Raw genomic sequence first — 22,688 nt, 5'->3', positions numbered from 1 at the left:
TGAGAGTGGAGTCATCATGTTCATTGTTGCGGCGACGGACAGCGTGTCCATCGCTCCGGGCTGGGACCGGGTGGCGGCGGAGGAGACCCGCCGGCTCGGGGAGGTGCCGGCCGCCGACGTCGGCGACGCGCTGCAGCGGATGACCGTCATGGACGGCGGCATCCGGCTGTTCACCGAGCGCGCCGCGCTCCTCGGGAACGCCCTGCCGGTGGACGTGCGCTCGGGTGACAACCTGGCCATCCACCGGGCGCTCGACGAGGCCCGGCCGGGCGACGTCCTGGTCGTCAACGGGCACGGGGACATGACCCGTGCGCTGATCGGCGGCCTCATCGGCGAGATCATGGTCAACGCCGGCGTCGCCGGCGCGGTGGTCGACGGCGCCGTCCGCGACGTACAGACGCTGTCGGAGATGGGCCTGCCCGTGTACGCGCGGGCGATCACCCCCGCCGGCCCCTTCAAGAACGGCCCCGGCGCCATCGGGGCCCCGGTGGCGGTCGGCGGCGTCGTGGTGGCGGCGGGCGACGTGCTCGTCGGTGACGCCGACGGCGTCGTCGTGGTTCCACGGGACCGGGTGAAGGAGGTCGTGGCCGCGATCGACGGGATCGTCGAGAGGGAGGAGGCGCTCCGGCGGCGCATCCTGGCCGAGCGTACGGCGGCGGCCCGGTGACCGCCTTCCGGATGGAGGAGCTGCGTCGTCGCTCGCGGCGCCCGGCCCTCGCCCCGGCCCCGCCGGGAGCCGTCTCCCTCGCCATGGGCGAGCCGGACTTCCCCACCCCCGCGCCGGTGATCGAGGCCGCCGTGGCCGCCCTGCGCGCGGGACACACCCACTACGCCGACCAGAAAGGCCTCCTGGAACTGCGCGCCGCGCTCGCCTCCGGGCTGCCGGCGCGCCCCGGCAGGACCTGGACCGCCGACGACGTCGTGATCACCCACGGCGCCACCGCGGCCCTGGCGGCCGTGGTGCTCGCGACGGTCGGCCCCGGCGACCGCGTGGTCATCCCGGAGCCCGCCTACTCGCTCTACGCCGACCTGGTCGTCCTGGCCGGAGGCACCGTCGACTTCGTCCCGCTCGCCCCGGACCTGCACTGGGACCTCGGCGCGCTGGCCGCCGCGCTTCCCGGGGCCGCGATGATGATCTTCTCGAATCCCTCGAACCCGACCGGCATCGTGCACGGCGAGCAGGAGCTCAAGGCGCTCGGGGAACTCCTCGACGGCTCCGACGTCCTGGTCGTCAGCGACGAGGCCTACCACCGGCTGGTCCATCCGGGGCACGTGTTCACCTCGGCGCTGGAGATCGCGTCGCTGCGGGACCGGACGGTCTACGTGCAGACGTTCTCCAAGACGTACGCGATGACCGGCTGGCGGGTGGGATACCTGGCCGGGCCGCGCGAGGTGGTGGACGCGGCGGCGCACGCGCACCGGACCGTCGACGGATCGCTGAACACGGCGGTCCAGCACGCGGCCCTCGCCGCCCTTGACCTGCCGGACGACGTCGTCGAGGGCATGGCCGGCAGATACCGGCAGCGTCGCGAGCTCGTGGTCGCGCACCTGTCCGGCGTTCCCGGCCTGCACCTGGTTCCGCCCGAGGGGGCGTTCTACGGGTTCCTCCGCTACGACGCCGGCCTGCCGTCCGAGGTGGTCGCCCGCGAACTCGCCGAGCGGAAGGTGATGGTCCGGGCCGGCGCCGAGTACGGGCCTTCGGGCGAGGGGCATATCCGGATCTCGTTCGCGGCCTCCGAGGACGACCTGCGGACCGGGCTGGCCCGCATCGTCGCTCACCTGGGCGGTGCGAGATCCTGACGCGGCCGGTCCGCGCGGGTCCGAGCGGTCGAACGCGGGCCACTCGGACGGGATATCCTTCGCCTGCACTTCGATGAGGGCGGAGGAGCCTGTGACCGATCAGCAGGACGCCCCACGGGGGGAGGGCAAACTGCGCAGCGACACCCGCCGCAACCGCCGGCGCCTCCTTGAGGCCGTCGGAGAGCTCGCCAGGGAAGCGCCCGACCAGCTGACCATGCAGGCCGTCGCGTCCCGGGCGGAGATCGGCCCGGCCACCGCCTACCGCTACTACTCCACCGTGGAGGACGTGCTCGCGGCCTATGTGCTCAGCGTCGTCGAGGAGCTTCGCGACTTCACCGCGGCCTCGACCGCGGAAGGGCAGCCGCTGTTCGACTCCGTCGTGGACAAATGGGTGGACCTGCTCGCCGAGCACGGCCCGGCGTTGGTGCAGATCCGGTCCCGGCGGGGCTACCTGGAGCGGCTCCACAACGGGAACGAGATCATCACCGCCCTGCGGGACGCCTGGGCCGAGCCGGTGCGCGGGCTGCTCGCCGACATCGGCCTCCCGGACGACATCATCGAGTACGCCCTGTTCCTCAACAACATGATGTACGACCCTCGGGAAATCCAGGATCTGCTGCAGGAGACGGACCTGTCCCGGCGGGAGGTCGTCACCCGGCTGACCGAGGCCTATCGCGGCGCGCTGCGCGGGTGGTCACGCGCGGGCTGATCGCCGGCGGGCATGACTCGGTCACTTACCTGGCTGCCGTCGAAGGCGCCGCCGTACCGCCGCGTCGAAAGGCGCGCTGACGACGATCGTGGGCACCGCCACCGACTCCACCGCCCTGGACGGGCGAGGGGTGTGGCGAGGTGCCGTTCCATGCGCGCATCATGAAGCCGGACGCCTCTAATCGTGGGATGCGGGCCTCCCTAAACAAGCAGTGAAGTGATACGCTCATCTCAAATCAGATAAGTGTCTAAGTATCGTGTCGACGAAGGGGGCCAGCAGTGGCCACTCATCAGGTAAAGCGCGAACCCGCCACCTCCCTGCGCGCGGGTGAGCTCGAAGTCGGATACATCGATGGCGGTAGTGGCGTGCCGCTCGTGCTCGTTCATGGCGGAGAGAGCGACCGGACCCAGTTCGCGACACTCCGCACGCACCTCGGCGCGGGAATCCGGGCGATCTCCTACGATCAACGCGATTCGGGGATCACCGTGAACCCGCCGGTGCCGTACACGCTGGGCGACCTCGCCGATGACCTCGTCGCCCTGCTGGACGCGCTGGGGCTCCAGCGCGCGCACCTGCTGGGCACCTCCTTCGGCGGCGCCGTCGCGCAGCACGTCGCGCTCCGGCACCCCGGACGGGTCGCATCCCTCATCCTGGTCGCCACCACGCCGAGCTACGCGATGTGCGTCGAGGCGGTCGACGAGCTGCTGGGCATGACCCACGAGGACCGGCAGAACGCGGTCTCCGGCTTCTTCCTCACCCCCGAAGGCGAGGCCGACCTGCGTACCCGCGCCGCCCAGACACTCACCGTCCGCGATCCCGGGCAGAGCGCCCGGCGCCACGCCGTCGCCCGGCAGCACGAGGTCCGGGACCGCCTCGGGGAGATCGCCGCACCCACCCTGATCGTGCACGGTACGGCCGACCGGCTGGCCCCCTACGCCGGCGCCGTTCTGATGGAGCAACGAATCCCCGACGCCGAACTGCGTTCGATCGAGGACGGGCGGCACGCGATCACGATGGAGTTCGCCGACCCGATCGCCCGCTGGGTGCGCGAGTTCCTCAAGGTGACGGCGGCGTGAACGGCACCACGCGCGCCCGCGTCCGGGCCGCCGCGGCGAGCGTCGCCGGGCGGGCCCCGCACGTGCGCGGCGCGGCGTTCGTGCCCGCACACGTTCAGCGGGGGCGGCGATGATCGACGCCGGCCGCGAGGTCGCGAACCGGATGGCCGAGGCGGCCCAGGCGTGGCTGGCGTCCCTGGACGCGGAGCAGCTCGCCGTCGCCACCGGACCGCCGCCGGGCGCGGACGGCGCGGCCGACGCCGAACGCACCCGCTGGTACTACACGCCCACCGACCACGGCGGCCTTACCTTCCACCAGCAGCGCCCCGCCCAGCACCGGCTGGTGATGCGGCTGGTCGCGAGCGGGCTGTCCGAAGCCGGGTACACCACCGTCGCCACCGTGCTCGGCCTGGAGAACGTGCTCGACCGCGTCGAGGGCTTCTCGGTGAACTGGGGGCGGGAACGTTCCCGCGACCCCGGTATGTACTACCTTCGCGTCTTCGGCGAGCCCGGCGGGCGGCGGCCGTGGGGATGGCGGTTCGGCGGGCACCACGTCTCGCTCAACTACCTCGTGGTGGACGGGCGCGTCGCCGCCACCACCCCGTGCTTCCTGGGTGCCGACCCGGCCGCGTCGCCACTGCTGGGCGGCGCGACGCTGCGCCCGCTGGGAACGGCCGAGGACCTGGCCCGCGAACTCGTCCGCTCCCTGCGCCCCGAGTCCGCCGCCCGCGCGGTGCTGCTGGAGCGCGCCCCGAACGACATCGTGGCGGGCAACAGCGACCGCGTCGACGACCGCGTGGTGAGGCGTAGCGAACTCTGGCGCCCCGGCCAGCACACCCCGGACCGTGCCGAGAACCCGGCCACCGGCCTCTACGGCACGGACCAGCGGGCGCTGGCCCTCACCCCGGCGCCCAAGGGCGTGCCGGGCGCCGAACTGGACACCACGCAGCGGGAACTGCTGCGCGCCCTGCTCGGCACCTACCTCGACCGCGTCCCCGGCGAACTGTCGCCGCTGCCCCTCTACGACGACCCGGCCGCGCTGGACGCCGTGCACCTCGCCTGGGCCGGCTCCACCACGGCGGGCGAGCCGCACTACTACCGCCTGCAGGGCCCGCGGCTGCTCGTCGAGTGGACCAACATCCACCGCGGCGTCAACCACGCCCACGCCGTGTGGCGGGACCCGGAGCGCGACTTCGGCGGCGACGTCCTGGCCGCCCACCACGCCGCCCACCACCGGCCATAGGACGAGACGTGAACGCCAGTGTCAGCGCCCGCGCCCGCATTCGTGCCCCCGCCCGCATCCGCGGTCGGCTCGTGCGAGGGCGGGTCACGCCGCTGGGTCTGATGCTCGCCCTCACCTTCGCCACAGGCGTCGTCGACGCCGTTGGCTACCTGCGCCTGGATCAGGTGTTCGCGGGCAACATGACGGGCAACGTGGTCATCCTCGGCATGGCGGCCATCGGCGGGACGGGGCTGCCCGTGCTCGGTCCGGTCGTGGCGCTGGTGGCCTTCGTCGCCGGCGCGGCCGTGGCCGGGCGGGTGCTGCGTACCGCGGCCCCGGGCTGGACCGGCAGGTGCACGGGGCTGCTGGGCGGTGTCGGGCTGGTTCTGGCCGCCACGGCGCTCGGCCTGGCCGTGATCGGGACGGGCACCCCCGCCGCCCGCGCGTCGATGGCGGCGTCGCTCGCCCTCGCCATGGGAGTGCAGGCGGCGACGGCGCGCCACCTGGGGGTGAAGGACGTCACCACCGTGGTCGTCACCTCCACGCTGACCGGCCTCGCGGCGGACTCGCGGCTGGGCGCGGCCCGCGGCCAAGGGGCACTGCGCCGGGGTACGGCCGTCGCGCTCATCATCGCCGGAGCGGTCACCGGCGCGGCGCTGTGCCAGGTGCACGAAGGACTCGCGGTGGCGTTGGCGGCACTCGTCGTGCTGACCGCGACCGGCCTCGGCCACGCGTACACCCGACCCGGCAACTCACCCTGACCGCCCCGAACCCACGCCCGCCACCCTGACCGCCGCGTACCCCATGACCGGTATTGCACCTCTGACCACCCCATCTCCGACGGAGACCCTGTGATGAAGCACCCGCGAAGTCCACCGCCGAGATCGAAGACCTGACGACCGTGCCATCGACGGCCCGCGCGTGCCTGCGCTCCCGGCCGTCCCGACCGGCCACCGGCTGCCCGGCGGCTTCGCCCTCGACATCGGCGGCGGCCCGCACGACGCCGGCCGCGGCCGAGGATGCCGTCCTTCGCGGGACTGATCGTGGCCATCGCGAAGTTCGCCCGGCTTCTGAAGACCCTTGGGCCCGCACCGGCACGCCCGCCGCGCGGCGGCGGGCGGGCTCGCGGCGGGCTTCGTACTTCGCGCTCGCGGCGTGAGTACTCCCGGCGAGGCGGTGGTGCCAAGCGCGCCGCCGACCTCCTACTCGCCCGGAAACGAGGAAAGGACCTTCCATGACCACACCCCTTGCTCCCCCGATCCGCATGGGGAAGGCCGCTGTCGTGGCTCTCGGCATGCTGGCAGCCGTCACCGGTGTCCTGGAGTCGGTGGTGGCGCCGACGCTCCCGCTGTTGCAACGCGAACTGTCCATCAATCCCGCCCAAGGGGCACTGCTCAGCACCGCGATGCTCATCACCGGCGCTCTCATCGCGCCCGTCGCGGGCAATCTCGGCGACCGCTACGGCGGGAAGTGGGTCCTGGTCCGGCTCATGGCGGTGGTCTCGGCCGGAGGTCTGGTGTCCTCGCTGGCGCCGAACATGGCGGTGCTGCTGCTCGGTCAGGTACTGCAGGGCGCGATGGTGGGCACGCTGCCGCTGTCGATCATTCTGGTGCGCAAGTACCTCTCGCCGGGAGAGTCCCAGGTGGCCATCGGGGTGGTCAGCGGGTTGTTCATCGGCGGCGGCATGCTGGGCACGCTGATAGCGGGGCCCATCGCGGAAGGGCTGTCCCGGCACTGGATGTTCGCGATTCCGACGTTCGCCGTCGTCGTGACGACCCTGTTCGTCCACAAGCTGATGCCGCACGATCCGCCCTCCCGGTCGGACGCCAGGATCGACTGGCCCGGACTGGTGCTCCTGAGCGGTGTTCTCCTGACGCTCATGCTCGGGCTCTCGATGGCCCCCGAGGTCGGCAGCCGTCCCCTCGTGCTGGGCGCCGTCGTCGTGCTGCTGGCCGTCCTCGTGGCCGGATGGGTCTTCGTCGAACGCCGCTCGCCCGCGCCGATGGTCGATCTGCGGCTGCTCGCGCAGCCCGCGATCTGGAGTTCCTACGTGATCACCTTCGCCGTCTGCGTGGGTACCGCGGTGTCGATGTTCCTCGTTCCGCAGCTGTTCTCGCTGTCCGCCGACGGATACGGCTTCGCGGCCAGCTCCACCGACATCGGGCGTTATCTGTTGCCCGGCGCCATCGCGGCGGCGGTCAGCGGGCCGCTGGGCGGGGTCGCGGCGCGGCGGTTCGGCGCGAGTGCCGTGGTCAGTGCCGGCGTCGGCGTCATGACGGCCACCTTCGTCGCCCTGGCCTTCCTGCACAGCGAGGTCTGGCACCTCGTCGTCGCCAAGGCGCTGATCGCCCTGGCCAGTGGTGTCTGCATCACGGCGATGGTCGTCAAGACCGCCACCTCCGTCGACCACGGCAACACCGGCACCGCCACCAGCCTGGTCCTGGTGACTCGTGTGATCGGGTTCGCCACGGGCGCGCAGGTCAGCGGTGCCTTCCTCGCCGCCGGGACCGACGCCGGGTCGGGCGTCCCGGCCGAATCGGCCTACGTCACCGGATTCGTCATCGCCGGCGTCGTCACGGCGCTGTCGCTGCTTGTCGTCCGTACCATGAGCAAAGGAGTCAAGGAATGACGCCGAGGCGCACGATCCTCGTGTCGGGGGCGAGCATCGCGGGGCCCGCCCTCGCGTTCTGGCTGAACCGCTACGGCTACGCGGTCACGGTGGTGGAGAAGGCGGGCACGCTCCGTGCCGGCGGTTACCCCATCGACGTGCGCGGCACCGCGCTGGAGGTCCTCCGCAGGATGGGACTCCTGCCGCGGCTGCGGGACGCGCACATCGACCTGCGCAGGCTGACCTTCGTCGACGGGGACGGCGGCGAGGTGGCCTCGATCCATCCGCATGCCGTGACCGGCGGTGTCGAGGGGAAGGATCTGGAGGTGCGGCGCGGGGATCTGACCAACGCTCTCCACGCGGCGGTCCGTGACGACGTGGAGTTCTTGTTCAACGACTCCATCGACACCCTCGACGAGTCCGTTCACGGGGTCGACGTCACCTTCCGCGGGGGCGGCAGCCGTACGTTCGACCTGGTGGTCGGCGCTGAGGGCATGCACTCACGCACCCGCGAGATGATGTTCGGGCCCGAGGAGGGCTTTCACCACTACCTCGGCTACTGCTTCGCCGTGTTCACCATGCGCAACACCTTCGGGCTCTCCCACGAGACCGTGATGTGGAACACCCCGGGCAGGGCCGCCGCCCTCTACGCCGTGGGGGACAACGACGACGTGCACGCGTTCCTGAACTTCGCCCGGCCGGAACCGCCGTTCGAGGCGTTCCCGGACCCGGAGGCGCAGCGGAAGCTCGTCGCCGAGGTCTTCGCCGGCGCGGGGTGGGAGGTTCCGGGCATGCTGGCCGCCATGCGCGAGGTGGACGACGTGTTCTTCGACGCGGTCGGCCAGATCCGCATGCCCCGCTGGTCCAGCGGCAGGGTCGCGCTGGTGGGCGATGCCGCCTACGCGCCCTCGTTCCTCACCGGGCAGGGCACCAGCCTCGCGCTCGTCGGCGCGTACATGCTGGCCGGTTCTCTCGTCGGCAGGGACCACGCCGCGGGCTTCGCGGCCTACGAGCACGGCACCCGCGAGTTCGTGACCATGAACCAGGGACTGGTCGGCCAGGGCGGTGCCACACTCTTCCCGACCACCGCGCAAGCCCTGGAGCAGCGCAACGACAGGCTCCGCAAGCTCAGCGCCATTCCCCCGGCTGAGGGACGACCGGCCCATTCGGCCCTCACCCTGCCCGACTTCACATCCACCTTGACCGGTTGACCCTCACGTGGCGTGAGGCGGCATAGTCGACGCCGTGGAGGAACACCGGACCGTGGGGCACGTGGCCGAGCTGGCCGGCGTGAGCGTCCGCACGCTGCATCACTATGACGAGATCGGGCTCGTCCGGCCGTCGGCGCGGACCTCGGTCGGGTACCGGGCCTACTCGGCGGGCGACGTGGAGCGGCTGCGGGAGGTGCTCGCCTACCGGCGGCTGGGCTTCGGGCTGCGCGAGGTCGCTGAACTGGTCGGCGACCCGTCCACCGACGCGGTCGCGCACCTGCGCCGGCTGCGCGGCCTGCTGCTGGAGCGGCGCGAGCGCGCCGACGCCATGGTGGCGGCCATCGACAGGGAACTCGAGGCACGCGCGAAGGGGCTGAACGTGACACCGGAGGAACAACTGGAGGTGCTCGGCGCACAACTGTACGACGCGATCGGCGGCGCCTACACCGCGACGCGGCGGACCGACCCGCGCATCGCCGCGCAGATCTGGGACGCCCTCGGGGACGCGCGGACGGTGCTGAACGTCGGGGCCGGCACCGGCTCCTACGAGCCCGCTGATCGCGACGTGACCGCGGCGGAGCCGTCGGCGGTCATGCGGGCGCAGCGGCCCGCCGGGTCGGCGCCGTGCGTGGACGCCGCCGCGGAGAACCTGCCGTTCGAGGACCGGTCCTTCGACGTCGCGATGGCCGTCTCCACCGTTCACCACTGGGGGGACCCGATGGCGGGGCTGCGCGAGATGCGGCGCGTGGCCCGTCGCGTGGTGGTGCTCACCTTCGACACCGACGAGCCAGGATGGCAGGACCGGTTCTGGCTCACCCGCGACTACCTGCCGGAGTTCGCCGGCGTCCTCGCGGAGTTCCCCTCGCTCGCCGGGATGGCCGATGCCATCGGCGCTCGCGCCGAGCCGGTGCCCATCCCGTGGGACTGCGCTGACGGCCTCTTCGAGGCGTACTGGCGTCGGCCGGGGGCGTACCTGGAGGATCACGTGCGCCGCGCGATGTCGGTGTGGACGAAGGTCGGGCCGGAGGCGGAGCAGCGGGCGGTGCGGAGCCTCGGCGAGGACCTCGGCTCCGGCCGGTGGGCCGAGCGCAACGGCGACTTCGCCGGCCTCGACGCAGCGGATCTCGGCCTCCGCCTGCTCATAGCCTGAACCGCCTCCGGCGCCTGTGCCGCTCACGTGGTTCTTGCCCGGTTTCGGGGGCGGGTGCGATGCTGCTCCCCGCATGATCGTGACCGAGGGGAGTGCGGGATGGACGACCTCGGGCCGTCGTCGTGGGGAGTTCTGGACAGGGCCGAACCCTTCAGCGACTGCTTCGGCTACGACCGTGGCACCCCCGTCGACCGCCGCCACATCGACGCCTTCCTGACGGCCGCCGCCCACCTGATCCGCCCGCCGCTCCTGGAGGTCGGGGAGAACGAGTACGCCCGGCGGTTCGCGGGAGAGACGGCGCGGACCGACGTCGTGGACATCGACCCGGACAACGAGGACGCGACGCTGATCGCCGACCTGGCCGGGCACGAGACCCTGCCCGCCGCGCGCTATCGCTGCGTCCTGCTCATCCAGACCCTTCAGTACGTACGGGATCCCCGCGCGGCGCTGGTCAACGTGAGGCGCAGCCTGGTGCCCGGAGGCAGCCTGCTGGTGACGGTGCCGGGGATCAGCCGTACCGACCCGGTGGACGACGCCCTCATGGCCGACCGCTGGAGGTTCACCCCGGCGGGGCTGCGCGACCTGCTGGCGGAGGTGTTCGGGCCCGGCTCCGTACAGTGCCGCGGTTACGGCGGGCTGCGCGGCGCCACGGCCTTCCTGTACGGCCTGGCCGCCGAGGAGAGCGGCCCGGCGGAGGAGGGCGGAGGCGGCGCGGAGTTCCCCATCGTGGTCTGCGGCACCGCGCTGGCCGGTCCGTGAACGCGGAACCGACCCCGGCGCCCGGGGTGATCGTCGTCGACGGGGCCGCAGACGACCTGCTCGCGACCCTGGTGCGCGTCCTGCGGCGGTTGTGCGCGGGGGAGCGGGTGCGCCACCTGCGGGCTCCGCCCGTCCTCGCCGCCGCGGTGGCGGAGCGGGCGGGTTACGCCGCGTCCTTCCCGCACTTGCTCGGCGCCGTCGGCCGGGGCGGCGCCGCCACGGACCTGGTGCTGACCCCGGCGGCCTGCTACCACGTGTATCCGCGCTACGAGGGCCGCACCCTCGCCGGGCCGGAGGAGCTGAGCGTGGTCGCCGACTGCTTCCGCCAGGAGGCCACGGCGGAGCCCGGCCGCCTCAGGTCCTTCCGCATGTACGAGACGGTCCTGCTGGGTACGCCCGAGCAGTGCCTGACCTGGCGCGATGACCGCCTCGACCGGCTCACGGGCTGGTTGGAGACCCTGGGCGTGCGGCCGGTGACCCGCCCGGCGAACGACCCGTTCTGGGGACGGACGGGGAAGCTGCTCGCCGCCGCGCAACAGGCCGACGGGCTCAAGTGGGAGCTCGCGGCCGACGTCGCGCCGGGCGTCCGGCAGGCGGTGGTGTCGGTGAACTACCACAAGGAGCACTTCGGAGCGGCGTTCGGCATCCGGGCCGCCGGCGGTGCGCCCGCCCACACCGCCTGCTTGGGCCTCGGGCTGGAGCGGCTGCTGCTGGCCCTGCGGCACGCCCACGGCCCCGATCCGGAGCGCTGGCCAGTTCCGGTGAGTGGCGCCCTGACGCCATAGTCGGGGGCCGGGGCTTGGTCAGGTCGCCTCGGCCGCCTCGCGCAGCGTCGTGCGGACGGCCTCGCCCAGCTCGGCCAGGCGGTGGAGCGGGAGCTCAAGCGCGGTGACCTCGTCGGCCCAGGGAGCGATCCGCAGGACGAGGTCGCGGGCCTGCCGCTTGGTCAGCCCGTCATGGGCACGGATCAGCCCTTCCCGCCAGGTGTTGATGAGTTTGCCGTGGGCCCGGTCGAGGAGCCGGCGTAGCAGAAGCTCGGCGGGGTCGTCGGCGGGCGGACGCCGTACCGCGTCGACGGCGGTGTCCTGGACGGTGATCGTGTAGACCGGCGACAGCAGCGCGGCGGTCTCCGTCACGTCGCCCGGGGGCTCGGCGGGGAAGGCGCGGACGTGGCCAGCCCTGGCCGCGAGCAGCAGGCGGGGCAACGCCGTCTCCAGGCCGGCGGGCACGGCGACGGCCACCCGCTCCGGCGCGGCGGCGTACGGCTTGGCCAGCCAGGTGGCCAGGCGCACCCGCGGCGTCTGCGGCAGGAATCCGGCGGGCCAGTCGCCCACCAGCAGATCAGGGGCGAAGCCGGTGGCCTGCTTGAGCAAGCGCTCGTCACCGGCGCCGGCCTTGCTCTCCACCGACTGCGGCCCGTGCGTGTAGATGGCGGCGGCGAAGCGCTCCACCCGGGCGGCCACGGCGGGCTTGGTCTTCGTGGTGGGGCGCAGGATGTAGAGGTCCGCGGCCGACCCGATGGCTTCCGCCCCGAAATAGCGATTGAGGTCGGGATACATGGCCTCGTAGGCCATGTTGAGGTCGTGCAGGGAGGTCTGCACCTTCAGGGCGAGCATCGGCGTGCGCTCGCTGGCCCCGTACGCCAGCATCACCCGCCCCTGCTCCGGATCCCGGAGCCCCTCCACGCACCGGGCGACGAACAGGCCGATGCCCTCCGGGGTGTAGGGCGGGTCCGTCACGGTCACGTCGGCGTACCCGTGGAGAGAGGACGGCAGGCCCAGCCGCAGGTCGGCCCACCGTGTACGCACCGGCAGGCCGAGCTCGGCGGCGCACCGGTCGATGTAGGCCAGGATGCGCTCGTCGATGTCGGCCACCGCGATGTCCACCTCGGGGTGGAGGGAGGCGATGGCGAGCGACGTGAGGTCGTGGTCGCCGACGCACAGCACGCGCGCCCCGGGCGGCCAGGATCGCGCCCCGAACAGCAGCGCCCGCCGCACCACGGTCTCCGGGGTGGCGGAGACGTGGTCGAGCGCCTGCCGTGCCCGCGGCGCCCCCGCGATCAGCTTCGCCATCCGCTCGACCACGTCCGCGTGGCCGGGCAGGAGATGGTCGACGGGACCGGCGGCGCTGACGGGAGGATGACCGGTGCCGAGCAGGTCACGTACACGATCGGGAGACAGGCGGTAGCGGTCGCCGGAGCGTTCCGGGCCCACCTCGCGCAGCATGGCCTCGATCGAGCGCCTGGAGACGGCCGTCCGTCGCACCAGATCGGGAAGTGCCCACCACGAGCCGTCGCCCAGCACGGTCAGCACCTCGCCGGCGCGCCTCGGGTCCAGGCCGGTCGCCGCCGCCAGGTCGCGTACGTTCTGCTCCTCGTCCACAGCGGAACCCTAACGGGGGTCGCGGGTATGCGCGATCAAGCCGCGGAGCGCCACCAGCGCTCGACCGTCTCGCGGGTGGCGGCGAAGTGCTCGCCGGCGTAGCGGACGGCCGCCTCCGTGCCGTCTCCGCGTGCCCCCGCGCCGCCGCGGGGCAGCGCGCGGGCGGCCGCGTCCAGGAAGCCGGAGATGTCGTCGTCCGTCAGCGCGGCCGAGGGCATGAACCGCTGGCCGTACGCCATCGGGTAGCCGCTGTCCCGCAGCGCGGCGAAGAAGCGCTGTCCCAGGTCCGGATCGGCGAAGACGACGTCGAACATGGTCGGCCTGGCACGTGCCCACGCCGCCACGGACGCCTTGTCGAACAGGCCGTCCAGCCCACGCATGAGCCGCTCGCCCGCCGCCCGCATCGCCTCGACCGCGGCCCCGCCGGCACTCGCGTCCAGCGTCGCCAGCGCCGCGGCGAACGGCGTGGTCTCCCGCTGGTAGGTGTTGCCGAGGTGCGTACGGCGGGCAGCCTCCATGACCGCGGAGTCCCCGGCGACGGCCGAGAGCGCGAACCCGTTGGCCAGGCCCTTGCTCAGCGTGATCAGGTCAGGGGCCAGCCCCGCCGCGGCGTGGTAGCCGCCCCACGCGTAGCGGAAGCCGGTCATGACCTCGTCGACGATGACCAGGCCGCCGTGGGCACGGGCGATGCGCTCGACCTCGCGGGCGAAGGCGGGCGGGAAGACGTTCACCTCGGGTGTCACGATCACCGCGGCCAGGTCGCCGCGCCGGCGCGCCAGCCGTTCGAGCAGATCCAGGTCGTAGCCGAAGTCCGCGGTGTCGGGGTCGCGGTCGGCCAGCCCCATCGCGGGCCGGTACTGCAGCTGCCAGTCGTGCCATCCGTGGTAGCCGGAGGTGAGCACGGTACGGGCGCCGGTGTGCAGCCGGGCCAGGCGGACGGCGGCGGTCGTCGCGCAGGACCCGGTACGGAAGAACTCGACGGCCCGCGCGCACGGGAAGATCTCGACGATCCGGCGGGCCACCTCCTCGCGCAGCGGCGAGGTCGCCTCGGGCAGGATGCCCGCCCGGTGCATCTCCGCGACCGCCGCGTCCACCACCGGCCGGTACCCGGCGCCGAGCGGCGCGGCGCCGCTGCACGACGACAGGTCCACGTGGCAGCGGCCCCGCGTGTCCCACACCCGCGTGCCGGAGGCCCGCTCGAAGGCCGGTCCCGAGCCGGGCGACGCCAGCGCGCTCGCCCGCCCGTCCGGGATGGACGTGGCAGCTGTTCTGGCCATGGGTTCTCCCTCGAATCAGATGGTGGCCGTCGCGAGGTCCCGGGCGATCCGCCGGGCGATCCGGGAGGCGTTCGCCAAGATGGTGAAGGTCGGATTCACGCCGCCGGGGTAGGGGAAGAACCCGCCGTCCACCACGTAGACGTTCTCCTGGTCGTGGATCCTGCCGTCGGCGTCGACCACGGAGGTCCTGGGGTCGTCGCCCGCCCGGCATCCGCCGTGCAGATGGCGGCTGCCGCGTTCGTATCCGGATTCTTCGAGCCGGATATCGGCGGCGCCCGCCTGCGCGAGGAGTTTCTTCGCCTTTTCCGCGAGGTAGCGGAGTCGTGCCGCGTCCAAGGGATGTGTGGCGTATTCCATCATCAGCTGTGGCGCGCCGAGTCCGTTCTTCTTTTTGGACAGGCGTACGCGATTGCGCCACATGGGCTGGTCGGCGGCGAGGTAGTGCACGCGCAGCGGCAGCCTTCCGTCGCGGGGAGCGCGTTCGGCGGGGCTGGCCTCGTACAGGATGCCGCCCAGGCCTTTCGGGCAGGCGTCGTCGAGGTAGTGGTCGGAGAAGGACACGGTCGAGAACGGCCCGCCGGCGCTGTGGGCGCTCCGGGTGGGCGTGGAGACGGTGCCGGCCGCGTACCCGCTGACCTTGAAGCAGAGACCGCGTCCCACGACGTCGTGGCGATTGCCGAGGCCCGCGGGGGACCAGCGCGAGGGCGAGCGCAGGAGCAGGGCCGAGGACTGCACGGCGTTCGCGGCCAGCACCACGCACCTCGCCCGGGTCGTGTGCCGGACCTCGGCGCGCTGGTCGAGCCATTCGACCGCGCTCACCCGATCGCAGGCGGAGGCGCGGACGCGCAGCGCCCTGCTCCCCGTCGCCACCACGAGCGAGCCCTCCTCTACGGCCGGGTCCAGCAGGGTGGCGACGACGTCCGCTTTCGCCCCGGTGGGGCAGGCGTGTTCGTTGCAGGGCCCGCAGCGATGGCAGGCGGGGCGGCCGCGGTACTCGGCCGAGTTGATGAGCAGGGGCGTCGGAAAAGGGCGCAGGCCCAGGTGGCGGCCGGCGCCGGCGAGCAGGCGGCCGGGCGGGCTGTAGGCGTGCGGCGGCAGCGAGGCGGGCGCGCCGTCGGGTTCGAGCGGGTCGGCGCCGCGGGTCCTGGCCACGCCCAGCAGGCGTTCCATCTCGTCGTAGTGCTCGCGCAGGTCGGCGTACGCGATGGGCCAGCGGGGGTCGAGGGCGTCGTCGGCGACGTGCTCGCGGGCGTCGAAGTCGACGTGTCTCAGCCGGAATCCGATGCCGGCGAACAGGCCCATCCCGCCACCCAGCGCCCGAGCGGACCACGGGCGCCCGACGAGGGCCGGCCGGCGTCGTCCCAGCCGGGCGAGCGCGGGCTCCCATCCGGGTTCGAGGGCTTCGAGCGTCGCGCCCGGGCCGACCCTGTCGCCCTCTTCCAGCAGCAGGACCCGCAGGCCGCGCCGGGCCAGTAAGTGAGCCGTGACGGCCCCGCCGGGACCGCTGCCGATGACGCACACGTCGGCCGAGCGATAGATGGCCGAGGCGTCCCGCACAGCGCTCACCCGCCCCCCGGAGTGCGTGATCTTCGCAAGGGTCACAGGTTAGCAACGAACCCGGCGATCACGTCAAACAGCTCATTATTACCATGCGTCACAAATGCTGACAGATTGCGGTAGTTCAAATATGTAGCAATATGAGGGAATTCCCGGGAAACGGATCGACCGCAGTTGGGGTTATGGACTGAGTGCGATCTTGTGTGCTCTTATATGGCCCTCGCAAGCCGTCGTCCACACCGTCGTGGGCTAGCACCGGTGGCCGTCTCACACACCGGGAGTATCGTGGGAGTTGAATCGGAACGCGACAACGACGACACGCGCCAGGTATACGCGCTGCATATCAAGCTTCTGAAAAGGGGAGACTCGCCACGCCTGCTCGGAGTGGATGAGGACCACGTCCGCCGGCTGGCCGCTGTCGAGACCGAGCTCCCGCCCATCCTCGTCCACCGCGAGACCATGCGCGTGATCGACGGGATGCACCGGCTCGGCGCCGCCATACTCAACGGCCGCCAGATGATCGACGCGCGCTTCTTCGAGGGCGGCGAGGAAGCGGTCTTCCTGGCGGCGGTACGGGCCAACGCCACCCACGGCCTGCCGCTGTCGCTGCAGGACCGGCGCGCGGCGGCGCTACGCATCATCGAATCCCACCCGGGCATGTCCGACCGGTCGATCGCCGAGGTCACGGGGCTGTCGGCGAAAACGGTGAGCGGGCTGCGCCGGTGCTCGACCGTGGATTTTCCACAGTTGAACGCCCGCGTCGGCAAGGACGGCCGCCGCCGCCCGCTGAACGCCGAGGAGGGCCGGGTACGCGCGGCTCTCGTGATCGCCGCCAACCCCGACGCCTCCCTGCGGAAGATCGCGCAGGACGCGGCGGTGTCCGTCGGCACCGCGCACGCCGTACGTCAGCGGATCCGGCGCGGCGAGGACCCCCTGACGGCACAGACCGCGGAACGGCACGCCGACGCCCCCGACACCGCGAACACCACCAAACGCCGCCGCCCGGAGCACCGGACCACCGATGTGGTCATGCGGCTGCAGTCCATTCAGCGCGACCCGTCGCTGCGGCTTTCCGAGGCGGGCAGGCACCTGCTGCGCTGGATGCACATCCACGTGACGGCCAAGGACATGCAGCCGAACCTGCTTGACGCGGTCCCCTCGCACCTGGCTCCGATCGTGGCCGACCTGGCGCTGCAGTGCGCGGAGATCTGGATCGACTTCGCCCACGACGTACGGGAACGCCTCGATGATCAGGCGGAGGGCCCGCCGCACTCCCGCTCGCAGGCAAGGGGGCAGTAGTGGAACGACGATCCGTCGAGTTCACCCGTCAGAGCACCGGGTCGGGGCCCGCCACCTGCGGACAGGCGTCCATGTGGCTGGACATCACCGACAAGGACCCGAGCGAGGCCTTCTTCAACCCCTCCGGCGAGGTGGAGATATCGTCCGGGCTCACCGTCGACGACGTGCTGGACGAGCTCGGCGCGCTGATGTGCCGGCACGAGTCGCTGCGCACCTTCCTGGCCGAGGACGCCGGCGGCGGGCTGACACAGACGGTGACCGGCGCGGGCCTGCTGCCGGTGGACCTGGTCGACCTCGGCGCCGACGGCGACGGGCTGTGGGCGGCGCTCGCCGGGCGCCGCCAGGTGGTGGAGCGGTTGCCGTGGGACCTGGCCGCTGAGCTGCCGTTACGCCCCACGGTCTTCCACCGTGCGGGTGAGCCGCTGGCCGTCCTGCTGAGCGCCGCGCACACGGCCGCCGACGGCACCGGGGTACGCAATCTCGTCGCCGACCTGGCCAGCATGGTCGAGGCCCGCGCCAAAGGACTGGAGCGGCCGGCGCCGCCCGCCGCCCGGCAGCCGTTGGAGCAGGCCCGCCACGAACGCTCCGGCGAAGGCCGCCGGCGGCTCGCGGGCGCGCTGGACCACTGGCGCGCCAGGCTGGCCGCGGTGCCGCCCACGATGTTCCCCGCGGCCGCGGCGTCCGGCCCGCCCTCTTACCACGCGGCGGTCCTCTTCTCCAGGGCCGCCGATCTCGCGCTGAACCTCCAGGCCGAGCGCCACGACGTGAGCGGGACGGCGATCCTGCTCGGGGCGACGGGGCTGGTGCTCGGCGCGTACACCGGGATGCCGGTCTGCGCCGTTCAGCTCATCTGCGCCAACCGCATCCAGGAGCCGGAGCGGCGCGCGGTCGCCTGCATGATCCAGGGCGCGCTCGTCACGCTGGACCTGCGCGGGGAGAGCTTCGGCGACGTCGTCACCCGGGCCTGGGCGGCCTCGCTGCGCGCCTACCGCAACAGCCTGTACGACAAGCGGGAACTGCGCCGGATCATCCGGTCGGCCGAGGAGGAACGCGGCGTACGGCTCGACCTGTCCTGCGTGTTCAACGACATGCGCGAGGAGACCCGCCCGGACCGGCGGCTGATCGGCCCCGCCGACGAGGCGGCCGTGCGGCACGCGCTGCGCGACAGCCTCATCCGGCCGGAGCCCGCGGTGGAGCAGGAGAAGTTCGCGCTGTACGCGGAGGACACCCCCGAGATGCTGCGGCTGACCCTGCACGCCGACGCCCGCTACCTGGACGCCGGAGCCCTGCGGGACGTGCTGTCCGGCATCGAGCGGCTGCTGGTGGAGTCGGCGTTCGGCGAGATCCGCCCGGACGAGGTGGGCGCGCTGACCGGGATCGCCCCGCCCCGACGGGAGGCGACGGCGTGAGCGTGCCCGACGCGACTCTGCGGTCGCTGCGGCTGATCCCGGACGACGCCCGGAACCCGGAGGTGCCGTGGAGCTCGGCCGAGCACGAATACGGCCTGCCCCCCGACGTGCTGCGGGCCATGCTCGCCGCCGGGCTCGGCAGCCCGAGCGGCTTCGACCACTTCGACCTGCTCAACGTCGCGCTGGACCTGGGCGTCCGTTCCCTGTGGACGTTCGGCCCGCCCTCATGGGCGAAAGGCCTGCGCGCCGGTACGGCCGCGCGAGCCGAGATCGAGTACGTGCCGGAGTGCGCGCACGAACCCGGCGAGGACCGGGACTGCGACTTCCACGTCCTGCTGCCGACCGGATGGGCCCCTTGCCCGGAAGGCTCGGCCGTCGCGCACTTCGACCTGCCCGCCGCCTGGCCCGCGCCGCGGCCGCGCGCCGCGGAACTGCTGGAGGAGTTCGGCCGTGTCCGGTTCGTGCGCCTGCCCATGACGGTCGGGCTCGACCCGGACTTCGTCGGGCGCACCGGCATCGCGGACTGCACGGGCGGCTCGCTCTTCCTGGTTCGGGAGGGACGCCGCCGCGGCCTGCCGATCCGCCTCGCCCAGGGCGTGATCATCTCGCCGCCGTTCTCCGTCCTGCACTACTGGGCGGAGATCGAGAACGACGGGGTGTGGGTGCCGCACGACCCGCTGATCGTGGGGGCGATGCTGCGCTGGGGGCTGCTCGACCCCGCCGAGTGGGGCGTGCCGCGCTCCACCGGAGCCGTCCTCGCCCGCATCTCCGGGGAGATGGGGCCCGTGGGACTGGACGCCGGCCGCCCGGCCGGGGTGTCCTTCGCGACTGTTGTGCAGACCGGACCGAGAGGATGAACGCGGTGCCTGCGAGAGCCGTACACGGTGACGAGCGCACTCACGTGGAGCGCCGCGTGCGCGACCTGCTGGTCAGAAAGGACCTGCTGCCCGGCGTCATCGAGTCCGTCGACGCCGGGGCCGACCTGTGGGAGCTGGGGATGGAGTCGCTCGCCATGGTGGGCGTCATGGTCGCCGTGGAGGACGAGTTCCGCGTCGAGTTCCCCGACGAGCTGCTCACCCGGTCGACGTTCCGGTCGCTGGCCGTCATCACGGACGCGGTCATGGGCCTGACGCACGGGGAAGTCCGCCCATGACCGAAGATCCGCGGAGGACCTGCCGGGAGCTGGCCGACGGGGTGCTGGCCGAGCACGCGGCCGCGGTCGACAGGGACGCGCGCTTTCCCAAGGAGTCGCTGTCGGCCCTGCGCGCGCACGGCCTGCTCGCCGCCGCGGCCCCGGCGGAGCGCGGGGGTCTCGGCGCGGACGTGCCCGCGCTGGCCGGCATGGCCGCGGCCCTGGCGCGCGGCTGCGGCGCCACCGCCATGATCTGGGCGATGCACCAGGTGCAGCTCGCCTGCCTGCTGGCCGGCGAACAAACGCCGGAACTGCGCGAAGCCGTGACCAGGGTGGTACGCGACCAGCTCCTCATCGCCTCGGCCACCAGCGAGGCGGGCATCGGCGGCGCGCTGCGCACCAGCTCCTGCGCGGTCGAACGCGACGGCGCCGGGGCCCGCCTGGACAAGCGCGCCACCACCGTCTCGTACGGTGTCGAGGCCGACGCTCTGCTCGTCAGCGCCCGCCGGGGTCCCGGCTCACCGCCCAGTGATCAGGTCGCGGTGCTCGCCGACTCCGCCCGTACGCGCCTGGAGGTGCTGGGCGGCTGGAATCCCCTCGGCATGCGCGGCACGTGCAGCCCGGCGCTGCGGGTCGTTGCCGAGTTCGAGGAGTGGCGGATCCTGCCGGTGCCGTTCGGCGACCTGGTCGCCCGGGTCATGACCCCGCTGTCCCACGTGCTGTGGTCCGGAGTCTGGTACGGGCTGGCCGCCGAGGCCGCCGACCGGGCCGTGCGCCACGCGAGGGCGCGCGGGGAGGCCGCCGGGCCGCCGAGCGCGAGCCTGGCCGAGATGCGCTGGCGGCTGGCGGGCCTGGAGGCGCAGCTCGACGCCGCGGCCAGGGACACGCAGGACGTCATGACCGGGGCGGCGGAGCCGACCGTCGCCTTCACGCTCCGGGTCAACGCGCTCAAGCTGGCCGTGTCACAGGTCGCGGTGGATGTCGCGCTGGCGGCCATGCGGGCGTGCGGCATGGCCGGCTACTCCGAGGAGGGCCCCTTCTCCGTGGCCCGGCTCCTGCGCGACCTGCTGTCCGCACCCCTGATGATCAACAACGAGCGCCTGGTGGCCATCAGCTCCCAGCTCGCCCTCGTGGCCAGGGAGCGTTGATGGGCGAGACCCGGGCCCCCGTGCTCCCTAACGGCGAGACCTGGGCACACGTGCTCCCGCCCGGCGAGGCCTACTCGCCGGCCAGCGGCGGGTCGCTCGGCACGGTCGCCGCCGAGCTCACGCGCGAACACACCCGGCACGGCGGCGCCACGGTGATCGTCGCCGACCGCGGCGGGGAGCACACGGCGCGTGAGGCGCGGCTGCTGGCCTACCACAGCCCCGGCGAGACGCTGGAGGAGCACGAGCGGCGGGCGGACGACGAGTCGGCCGGGCGGGGCGAGCGCCGCGCCCACTACGCCAGGTTCTTCCGGCCGGCGCTGGAGGCGCTGCCGGCCGGCTTCGACGGACCGGTCGTGCTGCACAACGCGGTCGCCGCCGTCCCGGAGCTGCGCCGGATGCGACCCCGGGCGCGGGTGTGCCTGTACCTGCACGCCGACATGTTCCGTTCGTTCCCGGCGGCCGAGCGGGCGCGCGTGGTGGCCGAGGCGGACCTGGTGGTGTGCGTGAGCCGGTTCGTGGCCGAGCGCTTCCTCGACGGTACGGGCCTGCCGCCGTCAGCCGTCGCGGTGGTGCACAACGGGCACGACCCGGCCAGGTTCCATCCCGGCCCGGGGCCGGAGGAGGAGGCGCCGGTCGTGCTCTTCACCGGCCGGCTGGCCCCCGAGAAGGGGCCGATGGCGCTGATCAACGCCTGCGTGGAGCTGGCGCGCGCCGGCGCCGGATTCCGGCTGCGGATCGTGGGCAACGCCGAACTGCACGCGTCCTCGGTGCCGGACCGGTACGAGCGGCAGGTGAAGCACCGCGCGTCCTTACTGGGTGACCGGGTGGAGTTCTCGCCGTTCGTGGACCGCGCCGTCATCGGACAGGTGTACCGCGAGGCGGACGTGCTGTGCGTGCCCTCGCTGTGCGAGGACGCCAGCCCCCTGGTCCTGACCGAGGGCCTGGCCAGCGGTCTGGCCTGCCTGGCGAGCGCGCGCGGGGGAGTGCCCGAGGTGGGGCGGGACGCGGTGCGCTACTTCGACTACCGGCGGCCGGGCGACCTCGCCCGGCAACTCGGGCGCCTGGTCGGCGAGCCGGGCCTGCGGGCCGAGCTGAGGCGGCGGGCGCTGGACCGCGGGCGCGAGCTGACCTGGGAGAGCCGCTACCGCCTGCTGCGGTCGCGGCTGGCGGAGGGGGCCCGATGAGCCGCACGGCGCTCGTCGTGTCGGCGCATCTCGACGACGCCGTGCTGTCGCGTGGCGGCACGATCGCCGCGCTGGGCGCCCAAGGGGCGCGGGTCGTGGTGGTGACGGTGTTCGCCGGGTGCGCGGGCGATCCGATGGCGGCGTACGCCGAGCGGTACCACGGCTGGTGGCGTAAGGCCTGCCCGGCGATCGGCGACTCGGCCGCCGCCGGCATGCGGCTGCGCCGGGAAGAGGACCAGCGGGCCTGCGCGGTCCTGGGAGCCGAGCCGGTGCACCTGGACTTCCTGGAGGCGCTGTACCGGCGAGGACCCGGCGGGACTCCCCGCTGCGCCGTGGGGGACGACCTGTTCTCCCTGCCGGGGCCGGACGACCTCGCGCTGGTGAAGACCGTCGCCGCCGAGCTGGGCGGGTGGATCTCCCGGCTCGCGCCGGACGAGGTGCACGCGCCCGCGGCGGTGGGCGGTCACCTCGACCACGTGCTCACGGCGCGAGCCTGCGCGGCGGCCCTGCGGGACACCGCGGACGGGCCGCGGGCACGCTGGTACGAGGACCTTCCCTACGCACTCGAACAACCCGCTCACCGCCCGTCGGCCGTCGAGCCCCTGACGGCCGACGACTGGCGGCGCAAGATCGAGGCCGCCGCCGCGTACCGGTCACAGCACCCCATGCTCTGGGACGACGACTGGCCGGAACTGTTGCTCGCGCACGCCCGCGCGGCCGGCGGGGACGGCCCGGCCGAACGTCACTGGGACGCCGTCCCGCCCCCAGATGGAGATCATTGACATGT

21 protein-coding genes are annotated in these 22,688 nt (G+C 73.1%); 18 read left to right on the top strand and 3 right to left on the bottom strand.

Annotation, left to right across the window (positions count from 1 at the left end):
- Window positions 1-16 precede the first annotated feature (16 nt).
- The 11 genes from ACIBI5_RS07530 (at window position 17) to ACIBI5_RS07480 (ending at window position 11,299) form a co-directional block, all read left to right on the top strand.
- On the top strand, window positions 17-667 hold the full coding sequence (locus ACIBI5_RS07530) for a methyltransferase (protein WP_397244225.1): 651 nt from the start codon (window positions 17-19) through the stop codon (window positions 665-667).
- The gene (locus tag ACIBI5_RS07525; RefSeq protein ID WP_397244222.1) at window positions 664-1,800 is read left to right on the top strand and encodes a pyridoxal phosphate-dependent aminotransferase; all 1,137 of its coding nucleotides are present in this window, start codon (window positions 664-666) and stop codon (window positions 1,798-1,800) included. Before ACIBI5_RS07530 ends, ACIBI5_RS07525 begins: the two co-directional genes overlap by 4 nt.
- Window positions 1,801-1,891: 91 nt before the next feature.
- Window positions 1,892-2,509, top strand: coding sequence for a TetR/AcrR family transcriptional regulator (locus ACIBI5_RS07520; RefSeq protein ID WP_397244220.1), 618 nt, complete (start codon window positions 1,892-1,894; stop codon window positions 2,507-2,509).
- Between the two features lie 278 nt (window positions 2,510-2,787).
- The gene (locus ACIBI5_RS07515) at window positions 2,788-3,585 is read left to right on the top strand and encodes an alpha/beta fold hydrolase (protein WP_397244218.1); all 798 of its coding nucleotides are present in this window, start codon (window positions 2,788-2,790) and stop codon (window positions 3,583-3,585) included.
- A 109-nt stretch (window positions 3,586-3,694) separates the two neighbouring features.
- The gene (locus ACIBI5_RS07510; protein ID WP_397244216.1) at window positions 3,695-4,807 is read left to right on the top strand and encodes a DUF3500 domain-containing protein; all 1,113 of its coding nucleotides are present in this window, start codon (window positions 3,695-3,697) and stop codon (window positions 4,805-4,807) included.
- 8 nt (window positions 4,808-4,815) lie between these two features.
- Window positions 4,816-5,547: a DUF1275 family protein gene (locus ACIBI5_RS07505; RefSeq protein ID WP_397244214.1), complete on the top strand. Its 732-nt coding sequence runs from the start codon at window positions 4,816-4,818 to the stop codon at window positions 5,545-5,547.
- Window positions 5,548-6,020: 473 nt separating this feature from the next.
- Window positions 6,021-7,415 (top strand): MFS transporter, encoded by a 1,395-nt coding sequence (locus tag ACIBI5_RS07500; RefSeq protein WP_397244212.1) that lies wholly within the window; start codon window positions 6,021-6,023, stop codon window positions 7,413-7,415.
- Window positions 7,412-8,605 (top strand): FAD-dependent monooxygenase, encoded by a 1,194-nt coding sequence (locus tag ACIBI5_RS07495; protein ID WP_397244210.1) that lies wholly within the window; start codon window positions 7,412-7,414, stop codon window positions 8,603-8,605. Before ACIBI5_RS07500 ends, ACIBI5_RS07495 begins: the two co-directional genes overlap by 4 nt.
- Before the next feature lie 34 nt (window positions 8,606-8,639).
- Window positions 8,640-9,755, top strand: a complete 1,116-nt coding sequence (locus tag ACIBI5_RS07490; RefSeq protein ID WP_397244208.1) for a MerR family transcriptional regulator — start codon at window positions 8,640-8,642, stop codon at window positions 9,753-9,755.
- A gap of 99 nt (window positions 9,756-9,854) precedes the next feature.
- The gene (locus ACIBI5_RS07485) at window positions 9,855-10,514 is read left to right on the top strand and encodes a methyltransferase domain-containing protein (RefSeq protein WP_397244206.1); all 660 of its coding nucleotides are present in this window, start codon (window positions 9,855-9,857) and stop codon (window positions 10,512-10,514) included.
- On the top strand, window positions 10,511-11,299 hold the full coding sequence (locus tag ACIBI5_RS07480; RefSeq protein ID WP_397244204.1) for a hypothetical protein: 789 nt from the start codon (window positions 10,511-10,513) through the stop codon (window positions 11,297-11,299). The genes ACIBI5_RS07485 and ACIBI5_RS07480 overlap by 4 nt, the downstream gene beginning before the upstream one ends.
- An 18-nt stretch (window positions 11,300-11,317) precedes the next feature.
- Here ACIBI5_RS07480 and ACIBI5_RS07475 read toward each other — a convergent pair whose 3' ends face one another.
- The 3 genes from ACIBI5_RS07475 to ACIBI5_RS07465 are packed head-to-tail and all read right to left on the bottom strand — an operon-like array spanning window position 11,318 to window position 15,738.
- Window positions 11,318-12,895, bottom strand: a complete 1,578-nt coding sequence (locus ACIBI5_RS07475; protein WP_397244202.1) for a bis-aminopropyl spermidine synthase family protein — start codon at window positions 12,893-12,895, stop codon at window positions 11,318-11,320.
- Between the two features lie 35 nt (window positions 12,896-12,930).
- Window positions 12,931-14,172, bottom strand: coding sequence for an aminotransferase class III-fold pyridoxal phosphate-dependent enzyme (locus ACIBI5_RS07470; protein WP_397244200.1), 1,242 nt, complete (start codon window positions 14,170-14,172; stop codon window positions 12,931-12,933).
- 15 nt (window positions 14,173-14,187) lie between these two features.
- Window positions 14,188-15,738: an FAD-dependent oxidoreductase gene (locus ACIBI5_RS07465; protein WP_397244198.1), complete on the bottom strand. Its 1,551-nt coding sequence runs from the start codon at window positions 15,736-15,738 to the stop codon at window positions 14,188-14,190.
- Between the two features lie 276 nt (window positions 15,739-16,014).
- Between ACIBI5_RS07465 and ACIBI5_RS07460 the strand changes: the two genes are divergently transcribed.
- Genes ACIBI5_RS07460 through ACIBI5_RS07430 form a run of 7 tightly spaced genes read left to right on the top strand, consistent with a single transcriptional unit; the run spans window position 16,015 to window position 22,683 of the window.
- On the top strand, window positions 16,015-17,028 hold the full coding sequence (locus tag ACIBI5_RS07460) for a streptomycin biosynthesis regulator (protein WP_397244196.1): 1,014 nt from the start codon (window positions 16,015-16,017) through the stop codon (window positions 17,026-17,028).
- Window positions 17,028-18,437: a condensation domain-containing protein gene (locus ACIBI5_RS07455; RefSeq protein ID WP_397244194.1), complete on the top strand. Its 1,410-nt coding sequence runs from the start codon at window positions 17,028-17,030 to the stop codon at window positions 18,435-18,437. The genes ACIBI5_RS07460 and ACIBI5_RS07455 overlap by 1 nt, the downstream gene beginning before the upstream one ends.
- Window positions 18,434-19,294 (top strand): hypothetical protein, encoded by an 861-nt coding sequence (locus ACIBI5_RS07450; RefSeq protein WP_397244192.1) that lies wholly within the window; start codon window positions 18,434-18,436, stop codon window positions 19,292-19,294. The genes ACIBI5_RS07455 and ACIBI5_RS07450 overlap by 4 nt, the downstream gene beginning before the upstream one ends.
- A 5-nt stretch (window positions 19,295-19,299) precedes the next feature.
- Window positions 19,300-19,590, top strand: coding sequence for an acyl carrier protein (locus tag ACIBI5_RS07445; protein ID WP_397244190.1), 291 nt, complete (start codon window positions 19,300-19,302; stop codon window positions 19,588-19,590).
- Window positions 19,587-20,717, top strand: coding sequence for an acyl-CoA dehydrogenase family protein (locus ACIBI5_RS07440; RefSeq protein WP_397244188.1), 1,131 nt, complete (start codon window positions 19,587-19,589; stop codon window positions 20,715-20,717). Before ACIBI5_RS07445 ends, ACIBI5_RS07440 begins: the two co-directional genes overlap by 4 nt.
- Window positions 20,717-21,901, top strand: coding sequence for a glycosyltransferase family 4 protein (locus ACIBI5_RS07435; RefSeq protein WP_397244186.1), 1,185 nt, complete (start codon window positions 20,717-20,719; stop codon window positions 21,899-21,901). Before ACIBI5_RS07440 ends, ACIBI5_RS07435 begins: the two co-directional genes overlap by 1 nt.
- Entirely contained in the window at window positions 21,898-22,683 is a 786-nt protein-coding gene (locus ACIBI5_RS07430) for a PIG-L deacetylase family protein (RefSeq protein ID WP_397244184.1), read from the top strand. Before ACIBI5_RS07435 ends, ACIBI5_RS07430 begins: the two co-directional genes overlap by 4 nt.
- Window positions 22,684-22,688 lie beyond the last annotated feature (5 nt).

This window comes from Nonomuraea sp. NPDC050540 (assembly GCF_044457485.1).
Lineage (GTDB): Bacteria > Actinomycetota > Actinomycetes > Streptosporangiales > Streptosporangiaceae > Nonomuraea.
Note: the sequence above shows the minus strand (reverse complement) of the source record. Positions and strands in the feature narration are given on the sequence as shown.

Bases quoted from the DNA above. Each gene is read 5' to 3' on its own strand.
- ACIBI5_RS07470 (WP_397244200.1), bottom strand. From the start codon at position 14,172: ATGGCCAGAACAGCTGCCACGTCCATCCCGGACGGGCGGGCGAGCGCG.
- ACIBI5_RS07510 (WP_397244216.1), top strand. From the start codon at position 3,695: ATGATCGACGCCGGCCGCGAGGTCGCGAACCGGATGGCCGAGGCGGCC.
- ACIBI5_RS07440 (WP_397244188.1), top strand. From the start codon at position 19,587: ATGACCGAAGATCCGCGGAGGACCTGCCGGGAGCTGGCCGACGGGGTG.
- ACIBI5_RS07495 (WP_397244210.1), top strand. From the start codon at position 7,412: ATGACGCCGAGGCGCACGATCCTCGTGTCGGGGGCGAGCATCGCGGGG.
- ACIBI5_RS07530 (WP_397244225.1), top strand. From the start codon at position 17: ATGTTCATTGTTGCGGCGACGGACAGCGTGTCCATCGCTCCGGGCTGG.
- ACIBI5_RS07485 (WP_397244206.1), top strand. From the start codon at position 9,855: ATGGACGACCTCGGGCCGTCGTCGTGGGGAGTTCTGGACAGGGCCGAA.
- ACIBI5_RS07500 (WP_397244212.1), top strand. From the start codon at position 6,021: ATGACCACACCCCTTGCTCCCCCGATCCGCATGGGGAAGGCCGCTGTC.
- ACIBI5_RS07435 (WP_397244186.1), top strand. From the start codon at position 20,717: ATGGGCGAGACCCGGGCCCCCGTGCTCCCTAACGGCGAGACCTGGGCA.
- ACIBI5_RS07430 (WP_397244184.1), top strand. From the start codon at position 21,898: ATGAGCCGCACGGCGCTCGTCGTGTCGGCGCATCTCGACGACGCCGTG.